12 protein-coding genes and 2 pseudogenes are annotated in these 12,180 nt (G+C 60.4%); 5 read left to right on the top strand and 9 right to left on the bottom strand.

Annotated elements, in window-relative coordinates; genetic code table 11:
• The 5 genes and pseudogenes from M0954_RS02525 to M0954_RS02510 form a co-directional block, all read left to right on the top strand.
• A partial coding sequence (locus tag M0954_RS02525) for a hypothetical protein (protein WP_297351466.1) occupies positions 1-732 on the top strand: 732 nt, incomplete at its 5' end.
• 269 nt (positions 733-1,001) lie between these two features.
• A complete protein-coding gene (locus M0954_RS02520) occupies positions 1,002-1,550 on the top strand; it encodes a 3'-5' exoribonuclease (RefSeq protein ID WP_297351464.1) in 549 nt (182 codons plus the stop codon).
• Between the two features lie 366 nt (positions 1,551-1,916).
• Positions 1,917-3,331, top strand: a pseudogene (locus M0954_RS02515) (ISNCY family transposase).
• Between the two features lie 166 nt (positions 3,332-3,497).
• A pseudogene (locus tag M0954_RS30295) lies at positions 3,498-3,747 on the top strand (ISNCY family transposase); the annotation flags it as partial.
• 84 nt (positions 3,748-3,831) lie between these two features.
• Positions 3,832-4,062 carry a hypothetical protein gene (locus M0954_RS02510; protein ID WP_297351462.1) on the top strand — a complete coding sequence of 77 codons (231 nt, stop codon included), beginning with the start codon at positions 3,832-3,834 and terminating at the stop codon, positions 4,060-4,062.
• Positions 4,063-4,098: 36 nt separating this feature from the next.
• On the opposite strand, the gene M0954_RS02505 is transcribed toward M0954_RS02510, so the two are convergent.
• The 9 genes from M0954_RS02505 to M0954_RS02465 all read right to left on the bottom strand — a co-directional run bounded on the left by M0954_RS02505 (position 4,099) and on the right by M0954_RS02465 (position 12,032).
• A complete protein-coding gene (locus M0954_RS02505; protein WP_297351460.1) occupies positions 4,099-5,640 on the bottom strand; it encodes an amidase in 1,542 nt (513 codons plus the stop codon).
• Positions 5,619-5,771, bottom strand: coding sequence for a hypothetical protein (locus tag M0954_RS02500; RefSeq protein WP_297351458.1), 153 nt, complete (start codon positions 5,769-5,771; stop codon positions 5,619-5,621). The genes M0954_RS02505 and M0954_RS02500 overlap by 22 nt, the downstream gene beginning before the upstream one ends.
• The gene (locus tag M0954_RS02495) at positions 5,768-6,418 is read right to left on the bottom strand and encodes an ANTAR domain-containing response regulator (protein WP_123387256.1); all 651 of its coding nucleotides are present in this window, start codon (positions 6,416-6,418) and stop codon (positions 5,768-5,770) included. The genes M0954_RS02500 and M0954_RS02495 overlap by 4 nt, the downstream gene beginning before the upstream one ends.
• A gap of 1 nt (position 6,419) precedes the next feature.
• Positions 6,420-7,574 (bottom strand): transporter substrate-binding domain-containing protein, encoded by a 1,155-nt coding sequence (locus M0954_RS02490; RefSeq protein ID WP_122155967.1) that lies wholly within the window; start codon positions 7,572-7,574, stop codon positions 6,420-6,422.
• A 97-nt stretch (positions 7,575-7,671) separates the two neighbouring features.
• The gene (locus M0954_RS02485) at positions 7,672-8,658 is read right to left on the bottom strand and encodes an acetamidase/formamidase family protein (RefSeq protein WP_297351456.1); all 987 of its coding nucleotides are present in this window, start codon (positions 8,656-8,658) and stop codon (positions 7,672-7,674) included.
• A gap of 13 nt (positions 8,659-8,671) precedes the next feature.
• Positions 8,672-9,379 carry an ABC transporter ATP-binding protein gene (locus tag M0954_RS02480; RefSeq protein ID WP_122155965.1) on the bottom strand — a complete coding sequence of 236 codons (708 nt, stop codon included), beginning with the start codon at positions 9,377-9,379 and terminating at the stop codon, positions 8,672-8,674.
• Positions 9,376-10,086 (bottom strand): ABC transporter ATP-binding protein, encoded by a 711-nt coding sequence (locus tag M0954_RS02475; protein WP_122155964.1) that lies wholly within the window; start codon positions 10,084-10,086, stop codon positions 9,376-9,378. Before M0954_RS02475 ends, M0954_RS02480 begins: the two co-directional genes overlap by 4 nt.
• A complete protein-coding gene (locus tag M0954_RS02470; RefSeq protein WP_122155963.1) occupies positions 10,083-11,153 on the bottom strand; it encodes an ABC transporter permease in 1,071 nt (356 codons plus the stop codon). The genes M0954_RS02475 and M0954_RS02470 overlap by 4 nt, the downstream gene beginning before the upstream one ends.
• 9 nt (positions 11,154-11,162) lie before the next feature.
• Positions 11,163-12,032 (bottom strand): branched-chain amino acid ABC transporter permease, encoded by an 870-nt coding sequence (locus M0954_RS02465; RefSeq protein WP_122155962.1) that lies wholly within the window; start codon positions 12,030-12,032, stop codon positions 11,163-11,165.
• Positions 12,033-12,180: the final 148 nt, after the last annotated feature.

Raw genomic sequence — 12,180 nt, 5'->3', positions numbered from 1 at the left:
GTTGCATGCGTGCTGATCCCAATGCTTAATTGGATGATCTTCTCAGCAAATGACGTGAAGATGAGGTTTGTGACCTTTATCTGCACAATCTTCATTTGCTTAGTGTATGTTCCCATGGTTACCAACAATCCGATTCTTTACGCAAAAGTACTCGTAAGTAAGCTTGGATTTGCAAACCTGCACGCTACGAGCGTGACTTTGTCCTCACAGCAGTGTGCGACACTTCGGCCTTATGGAGTCGACTGCGAGTCCAAGAAGGACGAAAGCATTACGATCACCGACGTCAACATACTGAATCGGATCGGAAACACGGTGCTCTTGGAGCTGCTCGTCCATCATGCTGACCAGTGTGTCAGCGAGTTAGGCGCACTGAGGAATTTGGACAAGGCCGACGTGCATGCTGCCATTCAGTTTCGACAACTCAATGTGTGCGATGCCTTTCTGCAAACGTCCATTGAGAAAAATGCCTGTGATCAACAGCTGATGCAGCAGGACAGTGCTAGTCCATATACCGCAAAGAACCAGCTAATGTGTGTCCGCCTTAGCTTCCCGAAGGACCAACTAGTCGGATTTGCATCCGATGGACAAAGGCGATATGACGGGCGCTTTACACAGTTTGTCGATGTTGTCAAAAGGCTAGAGCTTTCTCCGGTTAGACTCCAAACACGCAAGAAGAGCAGCGAGACTACGCAGGACGGCAGATGCCGGAAGGGCGTCAATACGGGCGGCTGAGACAACCACTTACGAGGAACGTGATAGCAGTGAATCAAGAGCAGGGGGCGCACGAAGGTAGCTGCCGCACGAGTGCTAGGAGATGCGACGCAAGGAAAATGCAGGAGAGCACGTCGAGGTGGATCAACGGTAGGCTACGGGAATCTAACTTTTTTGACACCGCCCTCGAGACACATCTAGTCCGGCTAAAGCAGGTGTAAAACTATCTCGACTGCGGCGTTTCTAGAGTAGGGTAGGGAAAAAGGGCATCCCGATGACAGGAAGACGTGTTGTATTCTTTCGCCGGGCCGTGGAAACGCAAAACCTCGCTAAATATGCTGCTCTTTTTAGACACCGAGTACACAGGATATGAGCAAGCCGCTCCTCAACTCATAAGTCTTGCGCTTGTGACAGAAGACGGAAAACGTGAGTTTTACGTGGAAATTGCTGATACATGGCGCGTGGCGGACTGTACCGACTTCGTGAAACGAGAGGTTCTGCCGCTGCTCGACGGCCCGCGCCGTGCGACCGCGCCAGCCCGAGCTGAACTACGTGCGTGGCTTGCAGAGTCTCCACGCAAGGTGCACGTGGCGTGCGATTCGGCAACGGACTTCAATTTTTTGCTCGACTTGCTCGGTTCGCCTCGGGCCGCTAATCTCGCGTCAACCTATTTTGATCTACGGCCGCTGATTGATACGACCGTATATGACCGATCTGTCGCCGCTTACTATGACACCGATCGGCGGCTTCACCATGCTTTGGCTGACGCCCGGGCATATCGCCGCGGATGGTTGGCATGGATGGATGCGCGAAAAGCCGGATCAAAAAAAAAACGTTGAGGAGCGGCAACATGGAACGCCTGTCACGACGACGCAAAAGCATCCGCACAGGGTGCGAAAAATTTGTGGAGCAAAAAAAGGATGTAAAGGCGTCCGCTCAACACGAAAAACGTGGATTGTCATTTTCCGGACGCGATTGCGTAGCCTTGCATGACAACTTTACGTACGAGCACTGTATAGGTAACTGGACAAGGGACGGGCCATTGATGAAAGTTAGTAATTTGACATAATATAAATTATCAACAATCTGTGTGTCAGAGCTTTTTAGAAATGTCCGGTTCTGGCTCATTAGAAATGTCCGGTTTCCTGCTCCGGGCTGGCTGCTGTGGCGCATGCTGCGCATCACAGCCAGCCTGGAGCCAGACCATGAACGGACGTGGATTCATCACGATCAGCATGCACGAGCTCGAGCGCGTGAAGATCATCGAGGCGGTCGTCCAGCATCGCCTGACGATCGTACTGGCGGCTGAACGGCTGCAGCTGTGTGAGCGTCAGGTCAGCCGGCTGGTGCGGCGCTACGAGGCCGCCGGACCGGCCGGGCTCATTTCGGCGCGACGTGGGCAACCCAGCAATCGCGAACTGCCGGTGGATATCCGTGCACGGGCCATGGCGCTGGTGCGAGAGCGCTATGCTGATTTTGGGCCGACGCTGGCGTGCGAGAAGCTCGCCGAGTGTCATGGCGTGATGCTGGCGAAGGAAACTGTGCGGCGCTGGATGCGTGAGGCCGGGCTGTGGATTCCCGCAAACAGCGGCCGCCGAAGCTGCATCAGCCGAGAAACCGTCGCGCGTGCCTGGGCGAGCTGGTGCAGATCGATGGCAGCGATCACCGGTGGTTCGAGGAACGCGCACCGGCGTGCACGCTGCTGGTATTCATTGACGATGCGACGGGCCGGTTGATGGCGCTGCACTTCACGGCGACTGAGTCGACCTTCAGCTACTTCGAGGCGACGCGCCATTACCTAGAACAGCATGGTAAGCCGGTCGCGCTCTACAGTGATAAGGCCAGTGTGTTTCACTGCAACAGCCATTCGGTCACGCCTGGCAAGGGCGTAACACAGTTTGGCCGCGCGCTATATGAGCTGAATGTGGATACGTTCTGCGCCAATAGCGGCCAGGCCAAGGGCCGTGTCGAGCGCGCCAACCTGACGTTGCAGGACCGGCTCGTCAAGGAATTGCGGTTGCGCGGGATCAGCACGAAGGAGGCGGCCAACGCTTACGCGCCCCACTTCATCGCCGACTTCAATGGCCGGTTTGGCAAGGTGCCGAGGAGCACGTTCGATGCGCACCGGCCGCTGCGGGTGGATGACGATCTTGACGTGATTCTGACGTGCCGGGTGCCGCGGCGCGTGTCGAAGGTGCTGACGGTGCAGTACGACCGGGTGATCTATCTGCTGGAGGATACGGTGGCGAACCGCAGCCTGATTCACCGTTATCTGGATGTGTTCGAGTATCCGGATGGGCGCATCGAGATCCGGGTGAATGGTGCTGCCCTGCCCTGTGTGCCGTATGACCGGCTCTCGGAGATCGATCAGGCGGCGGTGGTCGACAACAAGCGGCTGGGCCATACGTTGCAGATGGCGCAGGTCATTCAGGCGCAACGTGATGACAGGCGGGCGTCGGGCTCGCCATCGAGGACCAATCAGGGCGAAGCGCCGCGGTCCAAGGAGCGCAAGGTGGGCACCCGCAAGCAGCGCGAGCTGACCCGGGAGCAGTTGAATGAAGCGATTCTGGCAACTGCCGGAATGCGGGTTGGCTCGGTGCTCAAAAGCCCTCTAACATAGATATTTCTGAACCTCAGAACCGGACATTTCTAAAAAGTCCCAACCCTGTTAGTCCAAAGTTCAAATGTCGCGTTTCCGCCAAATAGAAATGTCGTATTTGGGGAGCTAGGTTTGTTGCCAGCACCTTTCAGGAGCGCCGGCAATGAACGCACTTGGGACTATCACCATGTCGATGCACGAACTGGACCGGTTCAAGGTTATTCAGTCCGTCGTCGACGGCCCTGCGGAAGCCGTGGCTTGCCGCCGAGCGGCTGTCGCTGACGACGCGCCAGGTTCGACGCCTCGCGGCACGCCTGCGCGAACACGGACCGGCAGGTCTCGTGTCGGGTCCGTGCGCGAAGCCCAGCAATAACCGGCTGGATGCCGTGACGACCGATCGGGCGCTTTCAATCATCCGCGACCGCTACATCGATTTCTCGGCAACCTCGATAGCGACATGCGCAAGTTCCTGAAAGCGGGCGGCCATCTGTTGATCCCGTTTTTTTGCGTTCGGCCTCGGCGTGGGGATCAACCTGCTCGCGATTCTCTCCGCAGGCTTGCCGGGCATTCTGCTCGGGCTCGTGACACTCACGCTTGGTTGCGTCGTGAATATCATCGCTTCGCGCCTTGCCGGCGGTTCAACGATTATCACGTCGCTGCTGTCGCCGCTTGCAACTGCGGCGTACGTGAAACTCCTGGCACGGAAAAAGAGGACGAACAGCGAAGTACCGGTCGCGCAACCTGTGCAATAGGCGGTCGTCGTCTGAACCCGCGGCGATCGAACCGTTTCAATCAAGCATCGGCACCTTCCGGTGGTCGGCGCCCTTTTCATACGCATAGGCATATCCAAGTAGCGCCGCCTCATCCCACTGGCGGCCGACGAAGATCAGTCCAAATGGCGATCCCGACGCGTAATAGCCTGCCGGCACTGCGATGCCGGGCAGCCCCGCGATATTGATCTCGCCCACCGTTGTCTCCTGGATCGTGCTCTTGCCTTGAAGCGGAGGAAGCTCACATCGCATTTGCGGAAACACGAGTGCGTCGAGACGATGCGCCGTCATGACCGCTTCGAAGATGCGCAGATAACGCGCCTTCAGTCCGACAAACTCAGGCATCTCGGGCGGCGACGACGGATCGGCCAGCGCTACCCTGAAATCCGCGAGGCTATGCATATAGTGCAGCACGCCATCCGGTCCAAAAGCGTCTTCGTCTTTGGTCGCTTCGGCGAATGCCGCGAAGGTCTTAAGCGATGCATTCTTGCCGAGCCGCTGCAGATATTTCTCGATATCGTAAGGAATCGACTCGAGGCCGCGCGCATCGAAGTTCGCAAGTGGCGGGGTCGGCTGCCGCAATTCGGCGAACCCCGAGCCTTCGAACGGATCGTCGATCAAGGTCGCGCCGAGCGCGGCTAACTCGCCCTTGACGCGCTCGTACAGCGCCGCGGCCTCATCGGAAAGCGGCTGGGCGCGCCAGCCTGGGCCGTACAAGCCGATGCGCTTGCCCACCAGTGCCTTGCCTTCCAGCCCCGCCGCATAGCCACCTTCCGGCTGCCGCCCGACGCTGGCTAACGTCTTCGGGTCCTCACTCGAATATCCCGCGAGGACGTCGAGGCACAGCGCCGCGTCTCTCACGTTTCGGGCAATCGGCCCCACCACATCCCGATTCGCCGAAAGCGGCACCACACCTGCATTCGGCACCAGTCCGATGGTCGGCTTGATGCCGACGAGGTCCTGTGCTGACGCGGGGTTCTGGATCGACCCGCCGGTTTCTTCGGCGAGCCCCAGAACCGCCATAGCGGAGGCCACCGCCGAAGCGGTCCCCGCACTACTGCCGCCAGGCGCCCGTTCGGGCATCACCACATTGATTGTCGGTCCTGCCCAACTGTCGTTCGCATGCGTGCCGGTGTGGCTCAACACGGGAACGTTCGTCTTGCCCAGCAGAATGGCGCCGGCACGCCGCATGCGCGCGACAACCGGCGAATCGCGCTCGGGAAACAGGTCGACACCGCCTTTTTTGCTGTACAGCTTCGCCCATCCCGCCGTGGTCGGGAATCCGACCATGTCCATTGGATCCTTGATGACGACCGGCACGCCCGCGAGCGGGCCCAGTCGCTCGCCGGCAGCACGTCGCTCGTCGATCCTTCGTGCATCTTCTACGGCCGCAGGGTTCAGGAAGATCAGCGCGTTGTATTTCGCGTTGTAGCGCTCGATCCTGTCGAAACAGGCCCGCGCCAGTTGCTCGGCACTGAAACTGCCGGCCGCAAACGCGGCCTGCGCAGCGTCGACCGTCATATTTTCCAGGTCGATGTTCATCGCACTGCCTTGTTCCATTCCATGCTCCTGTTGAGTTGACGCGCACCCGTTTCGGACTCCTTACGCCACGATTCGATGTCGTTACTGACGGCGAGTGCGCTTACATTGGCCTCGACGATATCGAGTGCGCCCCACAACGGCGCGATCATTCCTTCTCGCGCCCATCTTCCGATGCCACGCCGCGCGCAATCTGCAGCACTTCGCCCGCCTGAATAACGGAGTGACAGATATCGTCGATGGTCACGCGCTTTTCCATCGCCTGCGCGCGGAGTATGTCGTATGCCTCGCTTTCGCTCACATGGTGCATGGTCATCAGAATCCCTTTCGCTTCCCGCAGATGCCGGCTGTCGAGCAGTTTCTGCTCGAGTCTCTCGATTCGTTGCGTATGCTGACGCGAGCGCTTCGCGTGATACAGCGCCATCACCACCGTGGACAGCAACCCCGATGCGCGAATCGGCGTCGTCACGATGCCGTCCGCGCCCATCTTGATAGCCTGATCGATGAAGGTCGGATTCTCGTAGCTCACCACGCAGATGACGGGTGGCGCATCCGGCCCGGACCACTCGCTTTTCGGTGCGCGCTCTTCTGGCAGCAACGCGCGAAACACGAGGTCGGTCCGCTCGGGCAGCGTGTCCGTCGGCGGCCAGCATCGTTCCACCTGAAAGCCCATGCGACGTAGATGGTTGGTGAGCGTCTGCCCGTCATCGTCGTCCGGATGGAAAACGACCACGCGCGCAGTGCGCTCGAGAAACGAACTCGTGAGGCTGCGTTGGCCTCTGTCGGCGCGCGTGTTCACGTCAGTAGTCCCGCGTGCTCAACTTCGTGACCCAGTCCCCTAGCGTTTGGCGCGTCATGTACGGATCGGGGCCGACGGCGAATTTCGATTCGCGCAGAATGGTGAACTGGCCGTCCGCATTGGCGCGGCCGATGCGCGGATAGAGCGCCATGTGATGATTGACCGGATCGATACGTACCCGGCCTTGCGGCGCAGCAAATTCCGAGCCGAGGAGATGCGACATGATCGCCCCGATTTCGTCCGAGCCTGCGCGTGCGCATGCTTCCGCGAACATGTGCATTTGGTAGTACGCTGCCTCCCAGTTCATGTCCGTGGGCGTATTAGCACCGAAGCGCGACTGATGGTGCCGCACCGCGCGATGATTCTCCGCCGTGTCGACGCTCTGGAAATAAGGCGCCGCCGTGTAATGCCCGGCCGCGATGCCACGCTCCATGGCATGAATCTCGGTCTCGGAGGTATTCAGGCTGCCAATGGGCATGCGGGACGGATCGAGGTCCGCATGCGCGTAGGCATCGTAGAGATAGGGGACGGTCGCACCGATGACCGTACTGAAGATCCAGTCTGGCGACTTGCGCCTGATATCCGCGACGACCTGCGCGAACTGATCGCGCGTGGCATCGAGCGGAAGGTAGCGCTCGCCGAGAATCGCGCCTTCGGGATGCTGCAGCAGAAGTTCCTGCATCGTACGATTGCATTCGTACGGATAGACGTAGCGCGAACCGATGAAATAGACACGCGCGCCATAGGCTTCCGTCATGAAATCGGCGAGCTGCACGCCGTTCTGATTCGGCGAAGCGCCGCTATAGATGATGTTGTCCGAGTATTCGAAGCCCTCGTATTGCTGCGAATAGATCAGCAGCCGGTTGTGTTTTTCCACGACGGGCAGCATGGCCTTACGGCTCGTCGAGGTGTATCCGCCAAAGATGACGTTGACGCCGTCCTGCAGGATCAGCCGCTCGGCAAGTTCACGAAATGCGGCGGGGTCCGAGGCGGGATCGTAGTGAAGGGCGATGAGTTCGCGTCCATCGATGCCGCCGCGCGCGTTGATCTCCTCGATGGCGAGGGACGCGCCGCGCCACTGCGACTGTTCGAGCAACGCGGTCGAGCCGCTCGTCGAGCAAAGCAGGCCTACTCGGATGACATCGGACAAAGCCATTTCGTGACGCGCCCTCGAAAACGCGCGGAGCGGGTGCCCCGCGCTTGTCTGCCTTGATTCTTTCTGCTTCTTCCTGCGTGAGGCATTACCTGATGCATTACTTGAGGTAATGCTTGGCGACCATCGCGCCAACGGTGTATTTTGGATCGACAAAAATACCAAGGCGAACCTTGCCAACCTGACTGAGCATCATGTACGCGTCCCATTTGTCGAAGCCGTATTCGGCAGCCATCCATAGCACCAGCTCGCGATAGGCAATTCGCGTCGCGTCCTCCAGCGGCCGCGCGCTGCCGATGCTCATCAACGCATCCTCGTTTTCGAGCCGTGGCCAGGCGATCTGCCAGTTCTTGATGAGATCCACACGCACCGTCGTCGTGCTCTGATACTCGACGGCTGTGCCGCAGACTTCGCCGTCGCCCTGGCAGGCGTGCGCATCGCCGATGAAGAGCCGGCCGCCACGCGAGCGCACCGGCAGATACGTGATGCTGCCCGGCCCCATATCGGGCACGTCCATGTTGCCGCCGTGATTGTCGGGCGTGAGCGAATTGATGGAATCGATCTCGGGCGAAAGGCTCAGCGTGCCGATATGGGGCTTGTACGGAAGCGTGTTGCGCTTGCTCCAGTACACATTCTCTTCGTCGATCTTGATCTTGCGCACGATTTCCGGCAAAGGCTCGTTGAGCAGTGCGGTGTAGTCGGTGCCGGTCAGGCCGCCGAAGTTCGGGATCATGCAGCAAAATCCATGCGGATCGTCGCCGCGCGGCGCCATCTTTTCGATGTACACGGCGACCACGTCGCCCTTCTCCGCGCCCTCGATCATGATGGGCCCGTTCTGCGGATTGAGAAACGGCACCTGTAAAACCTGCGACGGCTTGTCGGTCTCTTCCTTGATCTTGCCTTCGAATGCGTCGCGCGTTTCGACCACGATGCGGTCGCCCGGCTTGACATGCAGCACCGGCTGCGAATACGGCCCGATGGTGTAGTGATAGGTCTGCTGCAACTCCTCCGTAAGATGATGCTCCACCGGCTCACGATGGGCGCCGACTCCGCGCTTCATCATGATCGATTCTTCAAGCCATTTCATGTTCTGCTCTCCGTTACAGTGCCAGATACTGGCGAATCAGTTGTTCGTCGCCAAGCTGCGCGGGGCTCAATGTCTCGACAATCCGGCCCTTGTCCATCACGCAGCAGCGCGTCGCGATGCGTTCGACCATACCCATGTCCTGCTCGACCAGCACCACGCCGATGCCCGTCTCACTCGCGATCTGCTGTAGCGTCTCGCCAATCAGATCGACGATAGAGGGCTGAATGCCTTCCGATGGCTCGTCGAGCAGCAGCACTTTCGGCGAACTGACGAGCGCGCGCGCGATCGCCAGTTGCTGCTGTTCGCCGCCGCTCATGGTCCCCGCTTTCTGCGCGTAGCGCTGCTTCAGCACCGGAAAGTAGCCCACCACTTTCTCTCTCATTCGCGCCGCCTGCGCGCGATTCGCCTGCGCGCCGACCTGAAGGTTCTCGGCGACGGTCAACGCGCCGAAGATCTCGCGTCCTTGCGGCACATAGCCCATGCCTTGCTGCGCGCGAACGTAAGGTTTGCGGTGGCCGATCGCTTCGCCATCCAGCGTGATTTCGCCGGCGTCGAGCGTGATGAGGCCAATCAGCGCGCGCATCAACGTGGTCTTGCCGACGCCGTTGCGCCCGATCAACGCGAGCACCTCGCCTTTGCCGACGCTGAACGACACGCCATTGAGCACGCGTCCGCCGCCGTAACCTGCCTCCACGCCTGACACCTCGAGCAGCGCGCTCACTTCCTCTTCCCCAGGTAGACTTCGGCGACATCGTCGCGCGCGAGGATCTCGTCAAGCGGTCCGTCCGCGAGCACACGCCCTCCATGTAGCACCGTCACGCGCGAGGCGATCTGCTTGACGAAGGTCATGTCGTGCTCGACCACCATCATCGTCAAACCGGCTGCCGACAGACGCTTGATGAGTTCGCCGGTCGCATGCGTCTCTTCGACCGACATGCCCGCGACGGGCTCATCGAGAAACAGTAGCTTCGGACGCAGCGACACGGCCATGGCAATTTCGAGCCACTGTTTCTTGCCATGCGACAGATTGCGCGCGAGCACGTGCCCCTCCTTCTCCAGCATGAAGCGCTGCAAGAGCTCGTCGAGGCTTTCGGGCCGGTCGTCCTTCGCGCGATGCAGCGACAACTGCAGATGCTGGCGCACGCTCAGGTCAGGAAACACGCCAGGAATCTGGAACTTGATGCTCATGCCCATGCGAATGCGCTCGTGTGGCAGCACATGACCCATGTCCTCGCCGAGAAACATCACGCTGCCCTCCGAGGGCCGATGCTCGCCGGTGATGAGCTTGAAGAATGTGCTCTTGCCCGCGCCGTTCGGCCCGATCACGCAACGGATTTCGCCCGCATCGATCCTGAAGTCGATGCCGTTGATGACATGTGCGCCACCGAAATGCTTCTTGAGTCCGTGCGTTTCCAGTAGCGTGGTCATGACTTGCCTTCCTCCTGCCTGATGCGTGCGCGACCGTGGCGCGCGCCGTCGCGCGAGCGGCCCGAGACCCGCCGCAGATGCCGCGTGACGAATGGCAGCAGCCCTTCCGGCGCACCCAGCACCACGATCAGCAGAATCGCGCCGAGCAGGATCAACGCGTACTGGCTGCCATATACAGCGAGATTTTGCGAAAGCCATACGAGCAGCGCCGTGCCGAGAATGGCCCCGCCGATGCTCTTCCTGCCCGAGGTCGCCACCCAGATGACGGGCATCGCGGCGGCCGTGAGGCCCATCGTCGACGGCGTGATATAGGAGCCCCAGATCGTGTAGAGCGCGCCCGACAATCCGCCCAGCGTGCAGCCGAGCACGAACACGAGCCATTGATGACGGCGGATATCGACGCCCAGCATCTCCGCACGCTGCGGATTCTCGCGGATAGCGATGAGCGTAAGGCCGAACGTACCGTCGAGCAGCTTGCGCATCACGGCATAGACCACGATCAGCAGGATCAGAACGAGGTAATAGAAGCTCGCGTTCTCCAGCGTGAGCGGCCCGCCTGGCCACGGAATCGTCAGTTGCGGCATGCCGCCCATACCGTTGTAGCCGTTCAGCCGCGCTTCGCCGATCGCCCATTGCGGGCCAGCAGTCTGCGACATGAAGGTTTCGAGCACGAGCGTGACCGACAGCGTGACGATGCCGATGAACACGCCCTTGATCCGACCATAAAAAATCATGTAGCCGATCAGCGCCGCGACGACGACGCTCACCACCAGTCCCGCGCCCAGACCGAGCCATGATTCGAACCACGTATCGCCGTAGTTCAGCGTGAAGATGCCGTAGCTATAGCCTGACAGCCCGAAGAAGGCGGTTTGCCCAAACGACAGGATGCCCCCGTAGCCCCACATCGCGGCGAGCCCGACTGCGCTGAATGCCCATAGCAGGCAGTACGCAAGATTGCCGCTGGTGTTCGCATCGACCACCAGCGGCAGGCACAGCGCCAAGATCCACGGCACGTAAGGCAACGCGCGCGTGGTGACGCTCGTCGCAGGCAGGTTCGTTTGCTTCACGTCTGCCTCCTAGCGTAAGCGCGCGAAAAGGTTGCCGAGGCCCTGCGGCATCAGCCGGATCACGACGATGACCGTGACCAGCAGCCCGATCTGCCCGAACAGTTGACCGTAGGACGCGGTGAGCGCGGTCTGGATGATGGCGAGCACAGCGGCGGCCGGCGTGGTTCCCGCGATCACGTTGGCGCCGCCCACGACCACCGACACGAACGCTTGCACGATGAAGTTGCTGCCCATCGTCGGCACCGCTGTCATGGTCGGAGCATAGAGTGCGCCGGTGAGTCCCGCCAGGCCCGCGCCGAGCGCGAAGGTCAGCGTATAAAGCCGGTCGGTGCGCAGGCCGAGACATTGCGCCATCCTGGCGTTCAGGATCGTCGCACGCGCGCAGACGCCGTAATTGGTCTTGAAGAACAGCAGATAGAGCGCGAACAGGATCGCCAGCGCGATGCCGGGCAGCACGGCGCGATACGTCGAAAAGGAATACTCGCCGAGAGAGAATGCCCCGAACGGCGTGCTAATGCCTTCGAGCGAAGGGCCGGCGACGAGCAGCATGGTCTGCTGCACGATGAGGCTGATCGCCCACGTCGCGACGACGGAATCGAACAGGCGGTCATACAGATGACGGATCACGAGCCGTTCGATCACCACGCCCGCCAGTGCAGCCGCGATCGCGCCTAGCAGCATCGCGAGAGGCAGCGGCACGCCGCGCTTGGCCGCGATGATGGTGACGTAGGCTCCGCACATGATGAACTCGCCATGCGCGAGATTGATGACGCCCATCATGCCGAAAATCACCGCGAGGCCGAGTGCCGCGAGCACCAGATAAGCGAAGCTGTCGCCGAACTGATAGATGAGCGAATAGAGAACCGATAAGGTGGCCATGCATGCTCCACGTTCAGGAACGGACGCGCGGCGGCAATGCAGCTGCCGCCGCGCGCCCGCTCAAAAAAGGACATGTTTGGAAGATTAGACGGCGGGGAATGACGATGAACCCGGTTTTTAGGCAGATCGCAGCCGACCATTCCGAGCC

Origin of the sequence: Paraburkholderia sp., assembly GCF_026225065.1 — a bacterium.
In the GTDB taxonomy this organism is placed as follows: Bacteria; Pseudomonadota; Gammaproteobacteria; order Burkholderiales; family Burkholderiaceae; genus Paraburkholderia.
Note: the sequence above shows the minus strand (reverse complement) of the source record. Positions and strands in the feature narration are given on the sequence as shown.